This window comes from Streptomyces sp. LS-MS-L19 (genome assembly GCF_058382285.1).
Window position 1 is genome coordinate 4,995,104 of the sequence record NZ_JBYCLL010000001.1, and the last position, 24,061, is coordinate 5,019,164.

Annotated in this window: 17 protein-coding genes and 1 pseudogene; 15 read left to right on the forward strand and 3 right to left on the reverse strand. The window is 72.1% G+C overall.

Features of this window, described 5'->3' with window-relative positions:
* Window position 1 precedes the first annotated feature (1 nt).
* From AC2XR2_RS22380 to AC2XR2_RS22390, 3 genes and pseudogenes are all read left to right on the forward strand, one after another.
* The gene (locus AC2XR2_RS22380; RefSeq protein ID WP_391195493.1) at window positions 2-1,468 is read left to right on the forward strand and encodes an aminopeptidase P family protein; all 1,467 of its coding nucleotides are present in this window, start codon (window positions 2-4) and stop codon (window positions 1,466-1,468) included.
* 61 nt (window positions 1,469-1,529) lie between these two features.
* Window positions 1,530-2,903: a MocR-like pyridoxine biosynthesis transcription factor PdxR gene (gene pdxR / locus AC2XR2_RS22385; RefSeq protein WP_491516115.1), complete on the forward strand. Its 1,374-nt coding sequence runs from the start codon at window positions 1,530-1,532 to the stop codon at window positions 2,901-2,903.
* 52 nt (window positions 2,904-2,955) lie between these two features.
* Window positions 2,956-4,149, forward strand: a pseudogene (locus AC2XR2_RS22390) (MFS transporter); the annotation flags it as partial.
* Window positions 4,150-4,444: 295 nt separating this feature from the next.
* Here the strand turns inward: AC2XR2_RS22390 and AC2XR2_RS22395 are convergent.
* Window positions 4,445-5,284, reverse strand: a complete 840-nt coding sequence (locus AC2XR2_RS22395; RefSeq protein ID WP_491516116.1) for a triphosphoribosyl-dephospho-CoA synthase — start codon at window positions 5,282-5,284, stop codon at window positions 4,445-4,447.
* A 355-nt stretch (window positions 5,285-5,639) separates the two neighbouring features.
* On the opposite strand from AC2XR2_RS22395, the gene AC2XR2_RS22400 reads away from it, so the two are divergent.
* From AC2XR2_RS22400 to fxsT, 3 genes are all read left to right on the forward strand, one after another.
* Window positions 5,640-5,837 (forward strand): FXSXX-COOH protein, encoded by a 198-nt coding sequence (locus tag AC2XR2_RS22400; RefSeq protein WP_491516117.1) that lies wholly within the window; start codon window positions 5,640-5,642, stop codon window positions 5,835-5,837.
* Window positions 5,838-5,873: 36 nt separating this feature from the next.
* Complete coding sequence (locus AC2XR2_RS22405; protein ID WP_491516118.1) at window positions 5,874-8,279, forward strand: FxsB family cyclophane-forming radical SAM/SPASM peptide maturase; 2,406 nt, start codon at window positions 5,874-5,876, stop codon at window positions 8,277-8,279.
* A gap of 73 nt (window positions 8,280-8,352) precedes the next feature.
* Window positions 8,353-12,318: an FxSxx-COOH system tetratricopeptide repeat protein gene (fxsT, locus tag AC2XR2_RS22410; protein WP_491516119.1), complete on the forward strand. Its 3,966-nt coding sequence runs from the start codon at window positions 8,353-8,355 to the stop codon at window positions 12,316-12,318.
* Window positions 12,319-12,390: 72 nt separating this feature from the next.
* Here the strand turns inward: fxsT and AC2XR2_RS22415 are convergent, their stop codons facing one another.
* Together AC2XR2_RS22415 and AC2XR2_RS22420 are read right to left on the reverse strand one after the other, a co-directional pair.
* Complete coding sequence (locus AC2XR2_RS22415) at window positions 12,391-13,269, reverse strand: alpha/beta fold hydrolase (protein ID WP_491516120.1); 879 nt, start codon at window positions 13,267-13,269, stop codon at window positions 12,391-12,393.
* Window positions 13,270-13,387: 118 nt separating this feature from the next.
* Window positions 13,388-13,834 carry an ATP-binding protein gene (locus AC2XR2_RS22420; RefSeq protein WP_330265797.1) on the reverse strand — a complete coding sequence of 149 codons (447 nt, stop codon included), beginning with the start codon at window positions 13,832-13,834 and terminating at the stop codon, window positions 13,388-13,390.
* 230 nt (window positions 13,835-14,064) lie between these two features.
* Between AC2XR2_RS22420 and AC2XR2_RS22425 the strand changes: the two genes are divergently transcribed.
* From AC2XR2_RS22425 to AC2XR2_RS22465, 9 genes are all read left to right on the forward strand, one after another.
* The gene (locus tag AC2XR2_RS22425; RefSeq protein ID WP_491516121.1) at window positions 14,065-14,907 is read left to right on the forward strand and encodes a hypothetical protein; all 843 of its coding nucleotides are present in this window, start codon (window positions 14,065-14,067) and stop codon (window positions 14,905-14,907) included.
* A gap of 124 nt (window positions 14,908-15,031) precedes the next feature.
* Entirely contained in the window at window positions 15,032-15,769 is a 738-nt protein-coding gene (locus AC2XR2_RS22430; protein WP_491516122.1) for a YcnI family copper-binding membrane protein, read from the forward strand.
* 78 nt (window positions 15,770-15,847) lie between these two features.
* Window positions 15,848-16,504, forward strand: coding sequence for an SCO family protein (locus tag AC2XR2_RS22435; RefSeq protein ID WP_491516123.1), 657 nt, complete (start codon window positions 15,848-15,850; stop codon window positions 16,502-16,504).
* An 11-nt stretch (window positions 16,505-16,515) separates the two neighbouring features.
* Complete coding sequence (locus AC2XR2_RS22440; protein ID WP_381300329.1) at window positions 16,516-16,974, forward strand: copper chaperone PCu(A)C; 459 nt, start codon at window positions 16,516-16,518, stop codon at window positions 16,972-16,974.
* Between the two features lie 13 nt (window positions 16,975-16,987).
* Window positions 16,988-18,949 carry a copper resistance CopC/CopD family protein gene (locus tag AC2XR2_RS22445; RefSeq protein WP_381300328.1) on the forward strand — a complete coding sequence of 654 codons (1,962 nt, stop codon included), beginning with the start codon at window positions 16,988-16,990 and terminating at the stop codon, window positions 18,947-18,949.
* Between the two features lie 8 nt (window positions 18,950-18,957).
* Complete coding sequence (gene efeB, locus AC2XR2_RS22450) at window positions 18,958-20,241, forward strand: iron uptake transporter deferrochelatase/peroxidase subunit (RefSeq protein WP_491516124.1); 1,284 nt, start codon at window positions 18,958-18,960, stop codon at window positions 20,239-20,241.
* Window positions 20,242-20,503: 262 nt separating this feature from the next.
* The gene (gene pheA / locus AC2XR2_RS22455) at window positions 20,504-21,436 is read left to right on the forward strand and encodes a prephenate dehydratase (protein WP_381300326.1); all 933 of its coding nucleotides are present in this window, start codon (window positions 20,504-20,506) and stop codon (window positions 21,434-21,436) included.
* A 519-nt stretch (window positions 21,437-21,955) separates the two neighbouring features.
* Window positions 21,956-23,233 carry a serine--tRNA ligase gene (gene serS, locus AC2XR2_RS22460; protein WP_330265790.1) on the forward strand — a complete coding sequence of 426 codons (1,278 nt, stop codon included), beginning with the start codon at window positions 21,956-21,958 and terminating at the stop codon, window positions 23,231-23,233.
* Window positions 23,230-24,027 carry an HAD family hydrolase gene (locus AC2XR2_RS22465; RefSeq protein WP_491516125.1) on the forward strand — a complete coding sequence of 266 codons (798 nt, stop codon included), beginning with the start codon at window positions 23,230-23,232 and terminating at the stop codon, window positions 24,025-24,027. The genes serS and AC2XR2_RS22465 overlap by 4 nt, the downstream gene beginning before the upstream one ends.
* Window positions 24,028-24,061: the final 34 nt, after the last annotated feature.

Genomic DNA, 24,061 nt, shown 5'->3' on the forward strand with positions numbered 1-24,061 from the left:
GATGACCGTGGCCGAAGAACTCACCCCGGCGACCCCGGAAGATGAGTCCGAAGAGCCGATCAAGAAGCGGAAGAACGGCCTGTACCCGGGCGTCTCCGACGAGCTGGCCGAGAACATGAGGTCCGGCTGGGCCGACACCGAGCTCCACGACCTGGAGCCGATCGCGCAGGCCGCCGAGACCGCGGCCCGCCGTGCGGCGCTGTCCGCGCGCTTCCCCGGCGAGCGGCTGGTGATCCCCGCGGGCAACCTCAAGACGCGTTCCAACGACACGGAGTACCCCTTCCGGGCCTCCGTCGAGTACGCGTACCTCACCGGCAACCAGACCGAGGACGGCGTGCTCGTCCTGGAGCCCGTCTCCGGCGGCCACACCGCCACGCTGTACCTCCTGCCGCGCTCCGACCGCGAGAACGGCGAGTTCTGGCTCTCCGGACAGGGCGAGCTGTGGGTCGGACGGCGGCACTCGCTGACCGAGTCCGAGAAGCTGTACGGCGTCCCCGTGTCCGACGTGCGCGAGCTGGCGGACGCGCTGCGCGAGGCGACCGGGCCGGTGCGGGTCGTGCGCGGCTACGACGCCGGGATCGAGGCGGCGCTGACCGACAAGGTCACCGCCGAGCGGGACGAGGAGCTGCGGGTCTTCCTGTCCGAGGCGCGGCTGGTCAAGGACGACTTCGAGATCGGCGAGCTCCAGAAGGCCGTCGACTCCACGGTCCGCGGCTTCGAGGACGTGGTGAAGGTCCTCGACAGGGCCGAGGCCACCTCCGAGCGGTACATCGAGGGCACGTTCTTCCTGCGGGCGCGCGTCGAGGGCAACGACGTCGGCTACGGCACGATCGCCGCGGCCGGGCCGCACGCGTGCACCCTGCACTGGGTGCGCAACGACGGGCCGGTGCGGTCCGGTGATCTGCTGCTGCTCGACGCCGGCGTCGAGACGCACACGTACTACACCGCCGACGTGACGCGGACACTGCCGGTCAACGGGCGGTTCAGCGAGGTCCAGAAGAGGATCTACGACGCCGTGTACGACGCCCAGGAGGCCGGGATCGCGGCCGTGAAGCCGGGCGCCAAGTACCGGGACTTCCATGACGCGGCCCAGCGGGTGCTGGCCGAGCGGATCGTGGAGTGGGGCCTTGTCGAGGGGCCGGTGGAGCGGGTGCTGGAGCTGGGGCTCCAGCGGCGGTGGACGCTGCACGGGACCGGGCACATGCTGGGCATGGACGTCCACGACTGCGCTGCCGCGCGGGTGGAGTCGTACGTGGACGGGGTGCTCGAGGCGGGGATGGTGCTGACCGTCGAGCCCGGGCTGTACTTCCAGGCCGATGACCTGACCGTGCCGGAGGAGTACCGGGGGATCGGGGTGCGGATCGAGGACGACATCCTGGTGACGGACTCCGGTAACCGGAACCTGTCGTCCGGGTTGCCTCGGCGGTCTGATGAGGTCGAGGCGTGGATGGCTCAGATCAAGGGTTGAGTTTCGGCTGCGGGTGCGTGGGGGCTGGTCGGGCAGTTCCCCGCGCCCCTGGGTGGGTGCAGTGGACCTGCATCTAGACATCAGCGCCGGTGACGGGCTTCGGGCTGCGCTTGAACGGGCCCTTCGTGATGCCGTTCGTGAGGGACGGCTGGCTCCTGGGGCCCGGTTGCCCGCCACCCGACGGCTCGCCGAGGAACTGGGGGTTTCTCGCGGGACTGTGAAGGCGGCCTACGACCAGTTGGTCGCCGAAGGGTTTCTCACCGCTCGGCAGGGGGCCGGTACCGAGGTCGCGCCTTTGCCGCCTCTCGACAGCGCGCCCGTGAAGTCCGCCGCACGCGTGCGTGTGCCCGTGCACGACCTGCGGCCCGGCAGCCCGGACGTCGGTGGCTTTCCCGCTGCCGCCTGGGTCAAGGCCGTGCGGCGGGCTGTGGCGAGTGCGTCCGTCTCCGCGTACGACTACGGCGATCCCCTGGGGCGGATCGAGCTGCGGAGTGCCCTGTCCGAATATCTCGGGCGGGCCCGGGGGGTCGTCGCCCCGCCCGAGCGGATCGTCGTCACCTCCGGGGCCGTACAGGGGCTCGCGCTGCTCACGCGGGTCCTGGAGGGCGGGACCGTGGCCATGGAGGACCCCGGGCTGCCCTTCCACCGGGAGGTCGTACGGCACGCCGGTGGGCGGGTGGTGCCGGTGCGGGTCGACGAGCTCGGGGTCGAGGTCGACGGACTGGGGGACCCCGCGGCCGTCGTCGTCACTCCCGCGCATCAGTATCCGACCGGGGTGACCCTGCATCCCGCACGGCGGCGGGCGCTGACGGACTGGGCACGCGCGCGTGGGGCGCTGATCGTGGAGGACGACTACGACGGGGAGTTCCGGTACGACCGGCAGCCCGTGGGGGCGCTCCAGGGGATGGCGCCGGGGCAGGTCGTCTACCTGGGCACGGCGTCCAAGACGCTCGGGCCCGCGCTGCGGCTCGGCTGGATGGTGCTGCCGCCGCACCTCGTCGGCCCGGTCGCCGACGCCAAGCTGCACAGCGACCACAGCACCGAGACCATCGGGCAGCTGGCCCTCGCCGAGCTGATCCGCGGTCATGTGTACGACCGCCATGTGCGCGCGTGCCGGCTCAGGTACCGGCGGCGCAGGGACCGGCTTGTCGAGCGGCTCGGGGCGCGGTGGCGGGTGCGGGGGATCGCGGCCGGACTGCACGCGCTGATCGAGGTCGAGGACGAGGCGGCGGTGCTGGCGCGGGCGGCGGACGCGGGGCTCGCCGTGGGGTCGCTGCGGGAGCACTGGCACGCGGAGACGCCTCGCGAGGGGCTGGCCTTGGGGCACGGGGCGCCTCGGGAGGGGCTGGTCGTGGGGTACGGGACGCCTCGGGAGGGGGCGTATCCGGAGGCCCTGGAGGTACTGGTCCGGGTACTGGAATTGGGCCAGTCCTGAGCACCTTCATTGGGTCTGTCGAGCGGTCCACCGCGCTTCTAGTGTCGTAGGCATGAGGCACTCACTCGTCCCGCCCGCAGGACCGCAACGCGTCCTGGCACTGGCCCAGTTGAGCAACTCCGTCGGTGACGGCGCCTACTACGTGACGTCGGCGCTCTACTTCACGCACGTCGTCGGGCTCGACCCCGCGCGGGTGGGGCTCGGGCTGACCGTCGGCTGGGCGGTCGGGTCGGCGGTGGGGGTGCCGCTCGGCAAGCTCGCGGACCGGCGCGGGGCACGCGGTACGGCCGTGCTGCTGGCGCTGGCCACGGGGCTGGCGGTGGCGTCCTTCCTGGTGGTCCGGGACTTCGTGCCGTTCGTCCTGGCGGCCTGTGCCTACGCCTCCGCGCAGTCGGGGCTCGCCGCGGCCCGGCAGGCGCTGCTGGCGGGGCTGGTGTCCGCCGGGGAGCGGACCGGGCTGCTGGCCCACCTCCAGGCGACGCTGAACGCCGGTCTCGCCGTGGGTGCGGGGCTGGGCGGGCTCGCGCTGCACGCGGGGACGCGGGCGGCGTATCTCGGGGTGTTCGCGGTGGACGCGGTGAGCTTCGTGGGGTGTGCGCTGCTGTTGCTGCGGCTGCCGTCGGTGGCGCCTCGGGTGCCCCGGGCGCGGCGGCGGGGCCCCGGTGTGCTGCGCGACCGGCCGTACGCCGTGATCACGCTGCTGAACACCGTCCTGCTGCTGCGGATGCCCCTGCTGAGCCTCGGGATCCCGCTGTGGATCGCCGAGCGGACCGCGGCTCCCGCCTGGGTGGTGTCCGCGCTGTTCGTGCTCAACACCGGGGCCGTGATGGCCTTCCAGGTGCGGATGGCCCGCGGGGTGAGCGGGCTCGGGTCGGCCACGCGCGCGGTGCGGCGGTCGGGGTGGGTCATGCTGGCCGCGTGTGCGGTGTTCGCGCTGTCGGCGGGGGTCTCGCCGTGGGTGGCCGTGGGCGCGCTGGTCGTCGGGGCGGTGCTTCAGGTGGTCGCCGAGATGGGGCAGTCGGCGGGGTCCTGGCAGCTCTCCTTCGACCTGGCTCCGGCCGAGCGGGTGGGCGAGTACCAGGGGTTCTTCGGAACCGGGGTGACGGTGGCACGGACCCTCGGCCCGCTGGTCCTCACCACGCTGCTGGTGGAGTGGGGCACGCCCGGTTGGCTGCTGCTGGGAGCGGTGACGCTGGGAGCGTCGTACGCGATGGGACCGGCTACGCGGTGGGCGGCGGGTCGGGGTGAGATGGGTGGCGACGGTCGGGGTGAGGTGGGCGGCGACGGTCGGGGTGAGGTGGGTGGCGCGGGTCGGGTGGAGGCGGGTTGTGCGGGTCGGGTGGAGGCGGGTTGTGCGGGTCGGGTGGAGGCGGGTGCCCACGGTCAGGTGGAGACGGGTGCCGATGGCGGGGTGGAGGTAGGCGCCGCTGGCGGGAAGACGGACGCCGCCGACCAGGCCGAGGCAGGCGCCACCGGCCGGGTGGAGGCGGGCGCCACCGGCCGGGTGGAAACCCACGTCGGCGGCCGGGCCGGGGCACGCGTCAAGCGGCACGTCCTTGTGAACTGACCCTCGGCGTAAGGGCGTCCACGAACAGGGCCCCCGCGAGCAGCCCGGCGCTGCCGCGGGGGCTCCACGCGCGTGTGTGCAGGTCGGTGTCGAGGGCGAGGAGGGCCGTGCGGCCGGCGTCGGTCGTGGTGCCGCCCGCCTCCAGGACGCCCCGGGCACCCGCCTGGACGTGCCGCAGGCCCAAGGGGCCCGCCGTGTGCAGGAGTTCGGTGTCCTGGAGGGTGGACATCACGGTGAGCAGGGCGTCCAGGCGGGCCTCGGCCTCGGCGGCGCCCGCCGTGCGGGAGGCGGCCAGCGCGTCCAACGCCCGCCGTACGTGCGGGAATCCGGCGCGGGCCTCGCCACGGGCGCCCGCGGCACCGTACTTCGCGGAGACCGAGGACCCTCGGGAGGCCCGGCGCGGGGCCCCTCTGTCGGTGTGCGCGGCGATCCTCTTGGCGACCGCCGGCAGGTCCCCCGGCGCGGCCCCCGGGTCGAGGGCGGCCGCGGCGACCAGCAGACCCAGGGTCCACAGCGCGCCGCGGTGACCGCCGCCTGCCAAGCCCACGGAGTGCTCGGTGCAGCGCCCGATCGCGCCCAGTTCCGCGCGGAGTTGGGGCGTGGGTTCGCCCGTGCGGCGGGCGGCCGCGGCCATCGCCGCGAGGCCGGGCGCGAGCGCCTTGGCCGACCAGCGCAGCGAGCCGTGGTCCGTGCCGGTGGTGCGGGCGCCCAGGTCCCGCGGATCGGGCAGGCCCGGTTTGGGGGCCAGGGCCAGCTGACCGGTGAGCGCGTCCACGGCGGCCCGCGCCAGCGTCTCGTCCTCGCGGCTGCTCACGGCCGCCCCGAAGAGACGGCCGGGGCGGCGCTCGAGAGCGTGCCGGTCCGGGAGTCGCGCAGGCCGCGCCGGGTGAGGTTCGTGTTCCTGTGGTGTCCCGTCATGGCCAGGAAAATAGGACGAGTGTCCAGCAGTAGGTTGGGGGAAGGCTGTGCGGGGGCTGAGAACCGTGATCGACCCCGTCCCCGCCCGCCGTGTGATTGCATGTCAACCCACGATCCGTCGTCCGGGGTCTTTCACACTCACGAGCACTTCGCCGTGCGAGGTGCTCCAGATGCCCTTAGCATCCGCTCCGGTACTCCGACTCCTGTCCATTCGCCCAAGCAACGGGCGCACGGAAGATCGAGGTTCGTCCATGGATAAGCCCGTCACCATCCCGGCCGAAGAGTCCACGAAGAAGCCCGCCACCGACGAACGGGGCCTGCTGGTACGGCTGCTCGCGGCGCGGGCGCACAACCCCCGGTCCGACGTGCTCAAGCGGGTCGTATGGCAGGGCACCCCGGACCAGGCGGCCTCGCGCATCCCGGTGGCCGCCTTCCAGTCAGCCGTCTGACCAGGTCTTCCTCACGATGAATCGCGCCCCGCGCCGATGACCGGGTCGCCGCACCCGCTCAGCCAGTTCGTGCTGAAGATGCACAGCCGCTGCGATCTCGCCTGCGATCACTGCTACGTCTACGAGCACGCCGACCAGAGCTGGCGGGGCCGCCCCATGGTGGTCTCGGACGACGTGCTCGAGATCACCGCCAAGCGCATCGCCGAACACGCCCGCACCCACCGGCTCGACACCGTGCACGTCGTCCTGCACGGCGGGGAACCCCTCCTCGCCGGCCGGGACAAACTCCGTCTGGCGGCACAGAGCCTGGCCACCGCCCTGTCCGGTGTCTGCGCCCTCGACCTGCGCGTCCACACCAACGGCGTCACCCTCGACGAGCAGTTCTGCGAGCTGTTCGCGGAGTTCGACATCAAGGTCGGCGTCTCCCTCGACGGCGACCGCGCCGCCAACGACCTGCACCGCCGCTACCGCAACGGCCACAGCAGTCACCCCCAGGTCCTGCGCGCGATCGACCTGCTGCGCGGCCCCCGCTACCGGCACCTCTACGCCGGACTGCTCTGCACGGTCGACCTGCGCAACGACCCCGTCACCGTCTACGACGCCCTCGCCGCCCTCGCGCCGCCCCGCATCGACTTCCTGCTCCCCCACGCCACCTGGGACGAGCCCCCGCCCCGCCCCGGCAACTCGGCCACCCCGTACGGCGACTGGCTGCTGCGCGTCCACGACCGCTGGACCGCCGCCGGCCGGCCCATGGGCGTCCGGGTCCTCGACTCCGTGCTGCGCACCCTGCGCGGCGCGAGCAGCCTCACCGAGTCCCTCGGGCTGGCCCCGGTGGAACTCGCGGTCATCGAGACCGACGGCGCGCTCGAACAGGCGGACTCGCTGAAGACCGCCTACGACGGGGCGCCCGGCACCGGCATGAACGTGACGGCCAACTCCCTGGACGAGATGGCCGTCCACCCCGGCATCCAGGCCCGGCAGCAGGGCCTGGAGGGGCTGTGCGAGACGTGCCGGGGCTGCCCGGTCGTGCGCTCGTGCGGCGGCGGGCTGTACGCGCACCGCTACCACTCGGCGAACGGCGGCAGCGGGTTCATGAATCCGTCGGTCTACTGCGCCGACCTGAAACAGCTCGTCACCGGGATCCGCGACCGGGAGGAGCAGAGGACACCGATGCCCGAACTCCACCTGGAAGACAACCACTTCGACGAGATCGCCGCCGGTCTCGGCGGCACCGACGCGGTGGCCCAGCTGACCCGGCACGAGCTGACCGTCAACCGTGAGCTCCTCGCCGCCGTCTGGCACGAGAGCACGCACAGCGCGACCGGCGCGGCGGCCTGGGAGACCCTCGCGGCCCTCGACAGCGGGGCCCCCGAATCGGTGGACACGGTCCTGGCCCACCCCTATCTGCGCCCGTGGGCCCAGCGCGTCCTGCGCGGCGGCGAGAAGGCCGCGCGGATCGCGATGCGCGGGGTGGCGGAGCTCGCCGCGGCCGCCCTGCTGCGGGCCGGACGTGCGGGCACCGTGACCGTACCGACCCACGCGGGGGTGCTGCGGCTGCCGACCCTGGGCGCGGTGGCCGTGGACGAGGCGACGGAGGCGCGGGTCACCGGGAACGGCGACGGGAGCTTCACGGTCCGGGTCCAGGGGCGCGAGCACGTCGTGGGCCCCGGGTCCGCTGCGGACCAAGCCTGGCTGGCCCTGCGCCGGTTCGAACTGCCGGGCTGGTCCGTCGCCCTGGAGGACACGGACCCCTGGAGGGACCAGCACGGCTATCCGGTGACGGGGCGGCTGACCGACTCGGTGGCCGAGACCTGGCACCAGGACCTCGCCGGCGCGTGGGAGTGGATCCAGCGTGAACTGCCCGCGTACGCGCCCGGACTCGCCGCGGGACTGAGCGTCGTCACCCCGCTGCGGGACTCCGCCGCGGGAGCGGACATCAGCTCGGCGGCCCGGGACGCCTTCGGCGCGGTCGCCATCGCCCGGCCCGGCACGCCGGAAACCCTGGCGTGTCTGCTGGTCCACGAGTTCCAGCACGTCAAGCTGGGCGCCGTGTTCGATCGCGCGGACCTCTACGACCCGGCCTGCGAGCAGCTGTTCTACGCCCCCTGGCGCCCCGACCCGCGGCCGCTGGAGGGCCTGTTGCAGGGGACGTACGCGCACATCGCCGTCGTCGACTACTGGCGCGCGCGCCACCGCACCGCGCACGGCGACGAGGCGTACGACGCGGAGGTCCGCTTCGCCCGTTGGCGCGAGCAAACCGCGGAAGCGGTGGACACCCTGCTCGCCTCCGGCGCCCTGACCCCGCTGGGCGAGCGCTTCGTGACGGCCATGGGCGAGACCGTCACGGCCCGGCTCAGCGACCCGGTGAGCCCGGACGCCTCGGCCGCGGCCCGGGAAACGGCGGCGGACCACAAGGAGCGCGCGGCCGCACAACGGCCGTGACCGGCTTCGCCGCATTCCTCCCGCCTTGAGGCGATGGTTCCTACACTGAAGCCCCGATACGGCGGAGGGCTCCATGACCGGGAACCGCAAGGGTTCAGTGATCACCTTCTACTCGTACAAGGGCGGTACCGGCCGGACGATGGCGCTCGCCAACGTGGCCTGGATCCTGGCCGCCAACGGACATCGGGTGCTCGCCGTCGACTGGGACCTGGAGGCCCCGGGACTGCACAGGTTCTTCCACCCGTTCCTGAGGCCCTCCTTGCTGCAGGCCACCCCTGGCCTGGTCAACCTGATAGACGACTACCGCCGTGAGGCGCTGCGCGACCTTCCCGACCGCGAGCCGGACTGGCACCGCGCCCACGCCCGGGTCCGCCCCCACGCCCTCGCCCTGGACTGGGCCTTCCCCGAGCCCGGCTGCCTGGACTTCCTGTCGGCCGGGATGCGGCACCGCGACTACCCGCTCGTCGGCAACATGGACTGGGACCGCTTCTACAGCGACTACGGCGGCGGGCAGTTCTTCGACGCGATGCGTGAGGACATGGAGCGGCACTACGACTTCACCCTGATCGACAGCCGCACCGGCCACAGCGACCTCGCCGACATCTGCACCGTGCAGATGCCCGGCACCCTGGTCGTCTGCTACACCCTCAGCGACCAGAGCATCGAGGGCGCCGCCGCCGTCGCCCGGCACATCGAGGAGCTCTACGGCGACAAGGGCATCCGCGTCCTGCCGGTCGCCATGCGCATCGACGACGGCGAGCGGGACAAGGCCGACGCGGGCCGGGCCCTCGCGCGCGAGCGCTTCGACGGCCTCCCCCACGGCATGGACGCCGACGAACTCACCGCCTACTGGGGGTCGGTGGAGATCCCGTACCGCCCCTACTACGCCTACGAGGAGATCCTCGCCCCGTTCGGTGACCCGCCCCAGGTCGCCGGCTCCATGCTGAGCGCCTGCGAGCGGCTGACCTCCGTCGTCACCGGGGGCCGGGTGACCGCCCTGCCGCCCCTGGACGAAGCCAGGCGCAACCAGTACCTCTCGGCGTACACCCGGCGCCGCCCCCTGCCGCCGTCGAAGCTGCTGCTGCGGTACGTCTCCGAGGACCGGATGTGGGTGGAGTGGCTGGAGGTGGTGCTGCGCGAGGCGGGGTTCGAGGTGGTCTCCCAGGACGTACGGTCGACGACCACCCTGGAGGTCGGCGCCGAGTCGTTGCCGGGCGGCCGGCACCGGGTGCTCGCCGTGGTCTCCCCCGCGTTCCTCGGCTCCCGCACCGCGCAGGCCGCCTGGGAGGCCGCCGTGCACTCGGGCGGCTCGGCCGAGCACCAGCCCGTGGCGCTGCGGGTCGGGGACGTGCAGCAGATTCCGTACGCCGGCCGGGGCAGCGCCATCGACCTGGTGCGCCTGGACGAGGACACCGCCGCCAGCACGCTGCTGACCGGGCTGGGCCGTCCCGGTACACCGCAGCCGACGCCTCGCCCGCACGGTGTGCGCTTCCCCAACACCAGCACGAGCGTCTCCAACGTCCAGCCCCGCTACCCGTACTTCACCGGCCGTTCGACGATCCTGGAGCAGGTGCGCCGGCAGTTCGTCTCCGGGCCCGGCGGCATGCGGTTGCCGCAGGTGCTGCACGGTCTCGGGGGCGTCGGCAAGACACAGCTGGCGCGGGAGTACGCCAACCGTTTCAAGGCCGACTACGACCTGGTGTGGTGGGTCGACGCCGAACAGCCCGACCTGGTCCCGCCCAAGCTCGCCGACCTCGGCCGGCGGCTCGACCCGGGCATCGGCGACGACGTCAACGAGGCCGCCCTGGCCGCGTTACAGGCACTCCGGGCCGGACGGCCGTACAAGAGGTGGCTGCTGGTCTTCGACAACGTGGAGGACCTGGACCTGATCCTGAACCGGTTCGCCGAGGAGACCGCGCCGGTTCCGGACGAGGTCTACGGGCATCTGCTGGTCACCACCCGCACCAAGCCCGCCTCGACCCGGGTGCAGCCGGTGGAGGTGGAGGTGTTCACGCGGGAGGAGAGCGTCGAGCACCTCACCGGACGGGTGCCGGGACTGGGAGAGGCGGACGCCACTCTGGTCGCCGAGGCCGTCGGCGATCTGCCGCTGGCCATCGAGGTCGCGGCGGCCTGGCTGGAGGCGACGGCGACGCCCGTCGGCGAGTACATCGAGCAGCTGCGGGAGCAGAGCACCCGGGTGCTGTCGGTGAAGGCCGCCGTCGACGCGGTGGAGTACCCGTCGTCCGTGGGTGCCACCTGGAACATCTCGGTGACCCGGCTGCGCCACGAGTCCCCTGCGGCGGCCCGGCTGCTGGAGCTGTGCGGTTTTCTGTCCGCCGAACCGATCTCGATGACCCTGATCGGCTCCGACGCCATGATCAGGGCCCTGCTGCCGTACGACAAGGACCTGCGCGCCCGCTACATGCTCGGCAAGGTCACCCAGGCGCTGAACCGGTTCGCGCTGGCCAAGGTCGACTCCACCGACAACTCCCTCCAGGTGCACCGGCTGGTGCAGGCCGCGGTGCGCGACGGCATGGATGCGCGGGTGGCCGAGGAGACCCGCCATGAGGTGCACCGTGTCCTCGCCGCCGTACGGCCGCCCGAGGACGCGGTGGACGACCCCGCCAAGTGGCCCGAGTTCGAGGTGATCTGGCCGCACCTCGTGCCCTCCGGCATCCATGCGTGCGCGGAGGAGGAGCCGCGGCAGCTGATGGTGGACCGCGTCCGCTACCTGTGGAAGCGCGGTGAACTGCACCTCGCCCGCACGCTGGGCACCCGGATCCACGAGTTCTGGAGCACCGAGTTCGCGGACTCCGACGACCGGCAGATCCTCAGCCTGCGGTTGGAGCTGGCCAACGTCCTGCGCTCGCAGGGCGATTACCGGGCCGCGCGGGAGTTGGACGAGGACACGCTCGCCCGGCAGCGGAGGTTCCTCGACGAGGGCCACCCGTCCCTGCTGATCACCTCCGGCAGTGTGGCCGCGGACCTGCGGGCGCTCGGCCGCTTCGACGAGGCACTGCGGCTGGACCAGCGCATCCACCGCGGACTCCGCGAGATCTTCGGCGAGGACCACTCGCGGACCCTGAGCTCCGCCGACAACCTCGCCGTCGACCACCGCCTCACCGGGGACAGCGAGGCCGCCCGGCGGCTCGACGAGGACACGGCGTGCCGTCGTACCGCACTGTTGGGCCCGTTGCATCCGCACACCCTCATCAGCCGCAGCCACTACGCCCGCGACCTGCGCGAACTCGGCGAGTACGAGGATTCGGCGGAGATCCTGCGGGAGGTCCGGGAGCTGTTCGGGCAGGTGCTCCACCCGTATGTGCCGGAGGTGCTGCGGGTCGACAAGAGCCTCGCGGTGTCGCTGCGCAAGGCGGGGCGGCTCGCGGAGGCGCTGCACCTGAGCGAGCGGACCTGGGAGATCCACAGGCGCCACCGGGACCGGTACGGCCGCTCCCTTCCCGAGGAGCTGGCCTGCGGTCTCAATCTCGCCGCCGACCTTCTCGCGACCGATCCCGAGCAGGGGGCGCGGCGGGCGGTACGGCAGGTCACCGAGGTGCTGGAGGGGTACCGGAACTCCTTCGGGCCGGATCATCCGTTCACGATGTTCTGCGTCCACAACCTGGCGATCTGTCACCGGGCGCTCGGTGAGACCGGGACGGCCGCCGAGCTGGCGGAACAGGCCCGCACCGCCCTCGCCCAAGCCCTCGGCAACGACCATCCGGCCACCCTCGGCGCGGGGACCAGCCTGGCCAACGCCCTCGCCGACCTCGGTCGACTCGAAGAAGCCGAGCGCGGGGAGCGCCTCGCCGTGGCGGGGTTGCGCAGGCGGCTCGGGCCCACCCATCCCGACACCCTCGCCGCCATGGCCAACCTCGCGATCACCCTCCGCGCCCTGGGCCACGACGAGGAGGCCACCGAGCTCCACCAGGACGCGGAGACCGAACTGGTCCGGCGGCTGGGCGAGACGCATCCCCTGTGCGAGGCGACGACGGAGTGGCTCCGCATCGACCGGGATCTGGAGCCGCAGCAGGTGTGAGGTCCGGTGGGCGAGCCGGCGGGCCGCGGTGAGTGCCGCCGGTGTTCCGGCCGCCGGTCGGGGCGACCGTCGTCAGCCCTCCTCGTCCTGGTGCGCGGCCCAGCCGATGAACCGGGTCATGACGCGGAGGGCGCCGAAGTGGGCCGCGCCGGGTTCGACCTCGACGAGGGCGCCGGGGATGGTGCGGCCGAGCCAGCGGGTGTGTTCGACCGGGGCGAAGATGTCCTCCTCGCCGTGCCACAGGACGACGGGGGCGGCGATGCCCGAGAGGTCGAAACCCCAGCCCGTGCTGAACGCCATCACGTCGTCCACCCAGCCGTCCGCGGACCTGCGCAGCCCCTCGGCGAAGTTGCGCTCCAGCATGGCCTGGATGCCGGCGTCCGCGACGATCCGGCGGTCGGACTCCGGCAGCACGCCGCGCATCTCGGCGACGGTGGCCGCGGGATCGGCGCGGATCGTCAGCGAGCGCCGGCCCAGCGCGGCGGTCAGCCGGTGCCGGCCCGCGGCCGCGCTCAGGTAGGCGCGGACGTTCGCCTCCGTCATGCCGGCGAACCAGTCGAGATCGGCGGCGTCCGGAGGGGCGAGCCCGACCAGCGCCGCGGTCCGCGCCGTGCGCTCCGGGAGCAGTGCCGCGCAGGCCAGCGCGTGCGGGGCGCCCCCGGAGCGGCCCACCACCCCGAACCTGCCGATCCCGAGCGCGTCGGCGATCAGACGTACGTCCTCGGCGGCCGCGCCGACCCTGCGGCCCACGCTGCGGTCCGAGCCGCCGTATCCGGGACGGTCGAACGTGATCAACCGGACGCCCATGCGATAGAGGACGGACGGCCGGGGGGCGGGGCCGAGCCGGCTCCCCGGGGTGCCGTGCAGCAGGAACACCGGGCGGCCCGCGGGGTCCCCCCGCTCCTCGACCGACAGCCGCCGGCCGTCCTTCGCGCACACCGTCAACGACATCGGCGGTCCCCCAGGGCCCGGCGTTCCGATGACTGAGGCGACAGAGCGGGCGGTCCGGTCGGTGCGACCGGCACCGGGCGGTACGCGGACCCGGCCGGCCCTGAGCCGTGACGTCGGGTCACACCGCCATCAGCGGGGCGTCCTTCTTCCACTTCAGGATCTTGTCGAAGCTGACCACGGCCCCGCGGCGGCCCGGCTTGTTGCCGATGTGGACGTGGTCGGCGAGTTCCTGGATGAGACACAGGCCCCGGCCGTTCTCGGCCTCGCCGGGGACGGGGCGCAGCGGCTGGACCGGCTGGGGGCGGGCGAATCCGGGGCCGGAGTCGGTGACTTCGATGCGGCACTTCTCGCCGTCGAGGTAGGCGGTGACCCGGTACGCCGTCGAGGAGTCCTGCTGTCCGCCGTGCTCCACCGCGTTGGCACAGGCCTCGCTGAGGGCGAGGGAGAGGTCGTAGGAGACGTCCGGGTCGACGCCCGCGGTCTCCATGGTGCCGAGCAGCAGGCGCCGGGCGAGCGGCACGCTCGCAGCCTCGCGCCGCAGATGGAGTGACCACCAGATGCTCATGCTGCTGCCTCCTGGCCGCGGCTCGACATACCGTTACGTATTGCCGCGTGCGCCCGGGTGTAAGCGCATCGTGGACGTGATGCCGCCCATATGGGCGATGCGCGGGGCGCGATGGACGGTGTATGTGGGGCAGCGCGCACCAGAAGTGACCTTCCGGTCGTATGCCCCGTACGTCATCTTGTGGACCTGCCGTATGGCGCCGGTGAGCCCAGTGCGATGATGAGCCCGCCATGACTGCCCCCCACGCGCGTTCCGGAGCGGGTCTCCGGGTTCTGCGGGCCGCGGTGTTCGCCGCGGTCTGCGTCGTGCTGGCCGCGGCCGGTCACGCGATCGCCTCCTGCGCCACGGTCCCGCTGTGGACGCTCGGTGCCGGGTTCGTGGGGGCCGTTCTGGTCGTGGCACCGCTCGCCGGGCGGGAGCGCTCGCTCGGCGGCATCGCGACCCTGCTCGCGGCCGGACAGACCGTGCTGCACGTGCTGTTCGGGATGGGGCAGCACGGTACGGCCACGATGACGATGTCGTCGATGCCGCGGACCTCCGACGCCGCGCTGGTCCAGCAGGCCGCACGGCTGCTGTGCGGAACCACCGCGGCGGCGATCAGCCCGGCCCAGGCACAGCGGCTCCTCGTCGAGGCCCGGCTGTATCCCGCGCCGGGGACCGGTGTCAGGACGAGTACCGGGACGGGGGCCGGCGCGGCGCACGCCATGACCGGGTCCTCCGAATCATCCGCCCTCGCGCTGCTGCCGTCCCTCCCGATGATCCTCGGCCACGTCCTCGCGGCCGTCGCCGCCGGCTGGCTGCTGCGGCGCGGAGACCTGGCGCTGCTCCGCCTCGCCGAGTTGTCCGCGTACTCGGCGCATTCGGTGGCGGAAGGGGCGCTCGTACGGTCCCTGCGCGCGGCGTTCGCGCTGGTGCGCGCCCTGCGTGCCGGGCTGCCGGGGGCGCCCGAGGCCGGGCCGCGTGCGCCGCTGACGGCGTCCTTCGCTCCGCCCCGACCGCGCACCACGGCACTCCAGCACACGGTGATCCGCCGCGGGCCGCCCACCGCCGCCGGCCTCGTTCTCGCCGCCTGACGCGACGCGACCACCACTCCACTTCCCGAGGGACGTGACAGAGGGGCCGCCGTCGTGCGGCCCGCGCGTGCGCGCACGCGCATCTCCTCTCACCGGAACCCCTTTCGAACCGGAGTGCCCTTCCATGAAGGTTTCTCGTCTCGCCGTCACCGGCGCCGTAGCCGCCACCGCCGTGGTCGTCCTGTCCTCGCCCGCCTTCGCGCACGTCAGCGTGCAGGCCGAGGGGACCGCCGCCAAGGGCGGCTACGCGGTCGTGGACTTCAAGGTCCCCAACGAGCGCGACAACGCCTCCACCACCAAGCTCGAGGTCACCTTCCCGACCGACCACCCGCTGGCCTCGGTGATGCCGGAGCCGATGGCGGGCTGGAAGATCGAGGTCACCAAGTCCAAGCTCGCCAAGCCCCTCGAGCTGCACGGCGAGCAGATCACCGAGGCCGTCTCCAAGGTCACCTGGACCGCCACCGGCAAGGACGGCGGCATCCAGCCCGGCTACTTCGAGAAGTTCCCCGTCTCCATCGGCGCCCTGCCCGAGGACGCCGACGAACTGGTCTTCAAGGCGATCCAGACGTACTCCAACAAGGAGGTCGTGCGCTGGATCGAGGTCCAGGAGGACGGCGCGGAGGAGCCCGAGACGCCGGCTCCCGTCCTCGCCCTGTCCGCGGCCTCCGAGGACGGACACCACGGCTCGACGGCCGCCGAGGAGGCGGACGCCAAGACCGAGAACGCCGCCGCGACCACCGAGGCCGCCGACGGTGACAGCAGTGACACCACCGCCCGCGTCCTCGGCGTGGTCGGCATCGTCGTCGGCGCCCTGGGCGTGGCGTACGGCGTGCTCGCCGGCCGTCGGCGCAGCGACGCCTGACCTGTTCTCGCGGGATCCGCGCCGGGGTCGCACCGACCCCGGCGCACCCTGAAAAACTTACATCTGGGACATTTTGATATGCGCAAGAAGATGTTCGCCGCGGCCTCCCTGGTCGCAGCCGCCACCCTGACCCTCTCCGCCTGCGGCAGCGGTGACGACAGCGCCTCGCCCGTCTCCGTGGTCTCCGAAGAGGCCGGCTCGGACAAGGCCGCCACCGTCCTCGACCAGCCCTTCGAGAAGCCGGACCTGGTCCTCACCGACACCCAGGGCAAGAAGTACGACCTGCGGGCCGCGACCAAGGGCAGGCCCACCCTGATCTACTTCGGCTACACCCACTGCCCCGACATCTGCCCGCTGACGATGAACAACATCGCCGTCGCGAAGAAGCAGCTGCCCAAGGCGGAGCAGGACCAGCTGAGCGTCGTGTTCGTCACCACCGACCCGGCCCGCGACACCCCCACCGAGCTCGGCAAGTGGCTCAAGGGCATCGACCCCCGGTTCGTCGGCCTGACCGGTGACTTCGCCACCATCCAGGCGGCCGCCCGCACCCTCGGCATCTCCATCGAGCCGACCCACAAGGACAAGAAGACCGGCAAGACCGTCTCGGTGCACGGCACCCAGGTCGTCGCCTTCTCCCCGAAGACCGACGCGGGTTACGTCCTCTACGGCGAGGACGCCACCGTCGACGACTACACCAAGGACCTGCCCAAGATCATCAAGGGGCAGAACCCGTGAGGCGTACGGCGATGTCGGCAGCCGCCCTGTCCGGGGCCGGGGCCCTGGCCCTGGTCGGAGCCCTCGTCCTGGTCGGCTGCTCCGGCTCCGACGCCTCCGCCGACGACCTCACCGTCTCCGGCGCCTACATCCCGCAGCCCGTCTCCGCCGACATGGCCGCCGGCTTCCTGACCATCTCCAACCCCGGCTCGTCACAGGACGAACTGACCTCGGTCACCAGCGACGACGGCGACATCACGATGCACGAGACCAACGGCGGCACGATGGAGGAGGTCTCCCGCCTGCCCGTCCCGGCCCACGGTCAACTCGTGTTCAAAAGCGGCGCCAACCACCTGATGTTCGACAAGCTGAAGCGCAAGCCCGAACAGGGCCAGACGATCACCGTCGAACTGCACTTCGCCCAGTCCGACCCCGTCGTCGTGAAGATGCCGGTGAAGTCGGCGACGTACGTCCCCAAGACCGGACACTGAGGGAGGGACCACCTTGACGCAGACCATCGCCCCCCGCGTCCGGACCCTGGTGCTGCTGCTCCTGGCCACGGCCGGCCTGCTGCTGACCACGGCCGGACCCGCTTCCGCGCACGCCGCGCTCACCGGCAGCGACCCCCAGCAGGGGGTGGTGGTCGACAAGGCACCCGACCAGGTCTCCCTGACCTTCTCCGAGCAGGTCGCCCTGTCCAGCGACTCGCTGCGGGTCCTCGACCCCAAGGGCAAGGCCGTCCAACAGGGCAAGCCGTTCGAGGTCGGCGGCACCACCTACGGCGTAAAGGTCCACAGCGGCCTGCCCGACGGCACCTACACCGTCACCTACCAGGTCGTCTCCGCCGACAGCCACCCCGTCTCCGGCGCCTTCACCTTCTCCGTCGGCGCCCCCTCCACCACTTCCGTCTCGGTCTCCGGGGAGACCGCGGGCGGCGGGGTCGTCGGCTGGCTTTACGGCTTCGGCCGGTACCTGTCGTACGCCGGCTTCATCGTGCTGGTCGGCGGCGCCGCCTTCGTGCTCGCCTGCTGGCAGCGCGGCGCCGGAGTGCGGCCCATGCAGCGGTTCGTCGTCGGCGGCTGGCTGACGCTCACCGCGGCCACACTGCTGCTGCTCCTGCTGCGCGGCTCCTACACCAGCTCCGGGAAGGTCGGGGACGTCTTCGACCTGGACCTGCTCGGGAACGTGCTCCAGACCAAGTCGGGCGCGGCCCTCGTCTCCCGGCTGCTGCTGCTCGCGGCGGCGGCGCTGTTCATCTCCGTGCTCTTCGGCGCCTACGACAAGCGCGAGGACGAGGAGAAGCGGGACCTCACCTTCGGTCTCGCGATCGGCGGGACCGTCGTCGCGGCCGGACTCGCGGCCAGCTGGGCGATGGCCGAACACGCCTCGGTCGGCCTCCAGACGGGCATCGCCATGCCCGTCGACGTCCTCCATCTGCTCGCCGTCGCCACCTGGCTCGGCGGACTGACCGCGCTGCTCGTCGCGCTGTACCGCTCCGACGCACCGATCGAGTCGGCCGCCGTACGCCGGTTCTCCCAGGTCGCCTTCGGCAGCGTGGTCACGCTGGTGGCGACCGGCGTCTACCAGTCCTGGCGGCAGCTCGGCTCCTGGTCGGCGTTCACCGAGACCCGGTACGGACAGCTGCTGCTGGTCAAGATCGGGCTGGTGGCGGTCCTGGTCGGCATCGCCTTCATCTCACGGCGCTGGACGGCCCAGCTGGCCGACACCGTCGTACGACAGGGCAAGCGGGCACCTCAGAAGGAGCGGGTGGCCGCGAGTGCCTCCGGCTCCGCCAAGTCGGCCAAGGAGGCAGGCGGGGCGAAGGACTCCGGTGCCGCGAAGAAGGGCACCGGCGCGAAGGGCGACGGGTCCAAGCGGGCCGCTCAGCTCGCCCGGCAGCAGGCCGCGATGGACACCGCCCGGCAGAAGCGCACCCGGGACGCCGATCCGCACCGGTTCGGACTGCGCCGCTCGGTGCTCGCCGAGGCGGGGGTCGCGGTCGTACTGCTGGCCGTCACGACCGTGCTGACGCAGACCGAGCCCGGCCGTACCGAGGAGGACGCCAAGGCGGCCAAGGCGGCCGCCTCCTCGTCCTCTTCCTCGTCATCGGGAGAGGCCGGGTCCGGGGCGGTGACCCTGGACATGTCCTTCGACACCGGCGGCACGGACGGCAAGGGTGTCGTGACGGTCGACGTCGACCCCGCCCGCGTGGGCGGCAACGAGATGCACGTCTACGTCCAGCGGCCCAACGGCCGCGCCTTCGACATCCCCGAGGTGAAGGTCGCACTCACCCTGGAGGCCAAGAAGATCGGGCCGCTGGCCATCACCCCCGACCACATCACCACCGGCCACTGGTCGGCGAGCAACGTGCAGATCCCCATGGCCGGCGACTGGAAGATCGCCGTCACCGTGCGGACCTCCGACATCGACCAGACGACCGTCTCCAAGAACGCGCAGATCGGCTGACCCGCACCATGGCTGAACAGTCCCTCCCCGTCGCCGACCACAGCGCCTCGGCGGACGAGAGCACCTCGTCGGGACCGGGCATCTCTCGGCGTGCCCTGCTCGGCACCGCCGGCGCCACCGGGCTCGTGCTCGGCGCGGCCGGCGGGGCCGTGGGCTATGCGGCTGCTCCCGCCGCGGCCACTCCGCTGACCTCGGTGGGCAGCAGCGAGGTGATGTTCCACGTGAAACATCAGCCCGGTATCACCGAGGGCCTCCAGGCACGCGGCCACCTCGTCGCCTTCGACCTCACGCCCGGCGCGGGCCGCAAGGAAGCCGCGGCACTGTTGCGCCGCTGGTCGGAGACGGCTCGCAGGCTCATGGCGGGGGAGCCTTCCGGATCCGACGACACGGATGTCGCCCGCGACGCCGGACCGTCGTCCCTCACGGTGACCTTCGGCTTCGGGCACAGCTTCTTCTCCCGGACCGGACTGGAGAAGCAGCGTCCGGTCGCCCTCGACCCGCTGCCCGACTTCTCCTCCGACCAGCTCGACAAGGCCCGCAGCGACGGCGACCTGTGGGTGCAGATCGGTGCGAACGACGCCCTGGTCGCCTTCCACGCCCTGCGCGCGATCCAGAAGGACGCGGGCAGCGCGGCGCGAGTCCGCTGGCAGATGAACGGCTTCAACCGCACCCCGGGCGCCACGGACCGTCCCATGACGGCCCGCAACCTCATGGGCCAGCTGGACGGCACCCGCAACCCCAAACCGAGCGAGCCCGACTTCGACGAGCGGATCTTCGTCCCGGCGTCCGGCTCGAAGGACCCGGCGTGGATGGCGAACGGCTCCTACGCCGTCGTACGACGGATCCGGATGCTGCTCGACGACTGGGAGAAGCTGTCACTCGGAGCCCAGGAGGCCGTCATCGGGCGCCGGAAGGCGAACGGGGCGGCGCTGTCCGGGGGCACCGAGACGACCGCGATGGACTTGGAGAAGACGGACGCCAAGGGCGATCTGGTGGTGCCGATCAACGCACACGCCCGCATCACCCGGCCCGACCAGAACGGGGGCGCGGCCATACTCCGCCGCCCGTTCTCCTTCCACGACGGCATCGACGCGGACGGGGTGCCGGACGCCGGGCTCCTGTTCGTCTGCTGGCAGGCCGACCCACTGCGCGGCTTCGTCCCGGTCCAGCGCAAGCTCGACCGGGGTGACGCGCTCTCCCAGTTCATCCGCCACGAGTCGAGCGGACTGTTCGCGGTACCGGGCGGGGCGGCGAAGGGGGAGTACGTGGGGCAGCGGCTGCTGGAGGGGTGAGGTCTTGGGGGTGGGGTCTAGTGGGGTGGGGTTTAGTGGGGTAGCGGGCTGCCGGCGGGGTGAGGTCAGGCGGGGCGGCGGCGGGCTGCCGGCGGGCTCATGCCGGTCGCGGCTGCCGGTGGGACGAGACCACGCCGGTCGCGGCACCCCGGCCGGGCGAGGTCACGCCGGTCGCGGCACCCCCGGCCGGGCGAGGTCACGCCGGTTCACCCGGTCGTGAGACGGGCGGGCTCCGTTCCACAAGGGCCATTAGGGTGAGGTCATGCCAGCCAGCTATGCCTATCTCGGCCCTGAGGGCACCTTCACGGAAGTCGCGCTGCGGACGCTTCCCGAGGCGGCGACCCGGGAGCTGATCCCGTACGTGTCGGTGCAGTCCGCGCTGGACGCGGTGCGCGCGGGTGAGGCCGAGGCGGCGTTCGTGCCGATCGAGAACTCCGTCGAGGGCGGCATCACCACCACCCTCGACGAACTGGTCGCCGGCGCCCCGCTGATGATCTACCGCGAGGTGCTGCTGTCGATCACCTTCGCGCTGCTGGTCAGGCCGGGCACCGAGCTCACGGACATCAAGACGGTCTCCGCGCACCCGGCCGCCCAGCCGCAGGTGCGCAACTGGCTGAAGAACAACCTCCCCGACGTCCACTGGGAGTCGGCCGCCTCGAACGCGGACGCGGCCCGGCTGGTCCAGGAGGGCCAGTACGACGCGGCCTTCGCCGGTGAGTTCGCGGCCGCCCGCTACGGCCTCCAGGCGCTGGAGACCGGGATCCACGACGCCGAGAACGCCCAGACCCGGTTCGTGCTGGTCGGCCGTCCGGCCCGGCCCGCCGCTCCGAGCGGCGCCGACAAGACGTCCGTGGTGCTGTGGCAGCGCGACGACCACCCCGGTGGCCTGCGCGACCTGCTGGGCGAGTTCGCCACCCGCGGCATCAACCTGATGCTGTTGCAGTCCCGGCCCACGGGCGCCGGTATCGGCAACTACTGCTTCTGCATCGACGCCGAGGGCCACATCACCGACCGCCGGGTGGCGGAGGCGCTGATGGGGCTGAAGCGGATCTGCCGTGAGGTGCGGTTCCTCGGTTCGTACCCGCGTGCGGACAAGGAGCGGGAAGACCTGCTGGCACCGCTGCCGGGCACCTCGGACCAGGAGTTCATGGCGGCAGCCGACTGGGTGGCGCGGTGCCAGGACGGGCGATTCTGACCTGTCTTACCTGCAGATTTTAGTTATCCACAGGAGTTATCCACAGGCGAGCTTCTCGACCTGGGGACAAGTCGACACAGTATGGCCACCTTGTCGACAAATCGGCCTCCGAGCCCCATCCTCGTCCACCGGCGCGCACATCACCCTTCGTCCACTGTTTTCCCTTGCGCAATCCTTTGGGGCGACCACTTTCCACTCGAAAGTAGGGGTAAGCAGTGGTTTGATCCGTGAATCCGCAGCATGATCCCCAGGTTTCGGAGTGATCAATTCCGAAATCCACAGTTCCACCGCACACCCTGTGGATAACTCTTCGGAGGGTGTGGATCCCTGTGGACAACCGCGGCCCAAATCCCGGTCCACACAAGGGAGTCGAGTCAACCCGCCGCCCGCATCATGACCCGTCCCGGGGGTGGGCGCCCTTTTATTGACACAGTGAGCAATTGCCGCATAACGGTACGTAAACCGTGTCCGGTAATAGTGAGTCGTGGGCCCTGTCCCCGCACCGGTAGCCTTGACCGCGTGATTGACCTTCGCCTGCTCCGTGAGGACCCCGACCGAGTGCGCGCCTCCCAGCGCGCCCGTGGAGAGGACGTCGCCCTCGTCGACGCCCTCCTGTCTGCCGACGAGCGGCGCAGGTCGTCCGGCGTCCGCTTCGACGAGCTGCGTTCCGAGCAGAAGTCGCTCGGCAAGCTCATCCCCAGGGCCTCCGGCGACGAGAAGGCCGAACTGCTGGCCAAGGCCGGTCAGCTGGCCGCCGACGTCAAGGCGGCGGACGCCGAGCAGAACGAGGCCGACGAGGAGACCAAGCGCCTCCTGCTCCAGCTCGGCAACCTCGTCCACCCCGACGTCCCGGTCGGCGGCGAGGAGGACTTCGTCGTCCTGGAGACGCACGGCACCATCCGCGACTTCGGCGCCGAGGGCTTCGAGCCCAAGGACCACCTGGAGCTCGGCGAGGCGCTGGGCGCCATCGACGTCGAGCGCGGCGCCAAGGTGTCCGGCTCGCGCTTCTACTACCTGACCGGTGTCGGCGCCCTCCTCGAGCTGGCGCTCGTCAACGCGGCGATCGCGCAGGCCACCGAGGCCGGCTTCACACCGATGCTCACCCCCGCGCTGGTCCGCCCGCGCGCCATGGAGGGCACCGGCTTCCTCGGCCAGGCCGCGGAGAACGTCTACCACCTGGAGAAGGACGACTACTACCTGGTCGGCACCTCCGAGGTCCCGCTCGCCGCGTACCACATGGACGAGATCCTGGACGCCGACCAGCTGCCGCTGCGCTACGCAGGCTTCTCGCCGTGCTTCCGCCGCGAGGCCGGCACCTACGGCAAGGACACCCGCGGCATCTTCCGCGTGCACCAGTTCGACAAGGTCGAGATGTTCTCCTACGTCGCCCCCGAGGACGCGGAGAACGAGCACAAGCGGCTCCTGGAGTGGGAGAAGCAGTGGCTGACCGGCCTCGAGCTGCCCTTCCAGGTCATCGACGTGGCCTCGGGCGACCTGGGTGCCTCCGCCTCCCGCAAGTACGACTGCGAGGCGTGGATCCCGACCCAGGGCAAGTACCGCGAGCTGACCTCGGCCTCCAACTGCGACGGCTTCCAGGCCCGCCGCCTGTCCGTCCGCATGCGCGACGGCAAGAAGGTCCAGCCGCTGGCGACGCTCAACGGCACGCTGTGCGCCGTACCGCGCACCATCGTGGCGATCCTGGAGAACCACCAGCTGGCCGACGGGTCCGTCCGGGTCCCCGAGGTGCTGCGGCCGTACCTGGGCGGGCGGGAGCTGCTGGAGCCGGTCGCCAAGTGACCTTTCCCTACCGACTGATCGCGACCGACCTCGACGGGACGCTGCTGCGTTCCGACGAGTCGGTCTCACAGCGCACCCGGGACGCCCTCGCCGCGGCCACCGCCGAGGGCGCCGCCCACATCGTCGTCACGGGACGCGGCGTCCGCTGGACGCGGCACATCCTCGACGACCTCGGTTACCAGGGCCTCGCGGTCTGCGGACAGGGCTCGCAGGTGTACGACGCCGGGGAGCACCGTCTGCTGACCTCGGTGACGTTGGACCGGCAGCTGGCCGCGGTGGCCCTCGCGAAGATCGAGGCGGAGATCGGCCCGCTGTTCCTGGCGGCGAGCCGCAGCGGCCTCGACGGAGACGTGCTGGTCGGGCCGGGGTACGCGGTGACGGGCGCACTGCCGTCGGTGCCGTTCACGGACGCGTCCGACCTGTGGGCGGCCCCGCTGAGCAAGATCTACATTCAGCATCCGGAACTGTCGGACGACGAGCTGGCCAAGGCCTCTGTACGGGCCGCGGGCGGCTTCGTCACGGTCGCGCTGGCCGGCCCCGGCATCGTCGAACTGCTCCCGCTGGGCCTGTCGAAGGCGACCGGCCTGTCCCTGGCCGCCCGCCGCCTGGGCCTGAAGGCCGCGGACACGATCGCCTTCGGCGACATGCCGAACGACGTGCCGATGTTCCGGTGGGCGTCGTACGGGGTGGCGATGGCGGACGCCCACGAGGAGCTCAAGGCGGTCGCCGACGAGGTGACGTCCTCCAACGAAGAGGACGGGATCGCGGTCGTGCTGGAGCGGTTGCTGGGCTGACGCCCGAGGGGGGTCCGGCCGGGCCGGGAGCCCG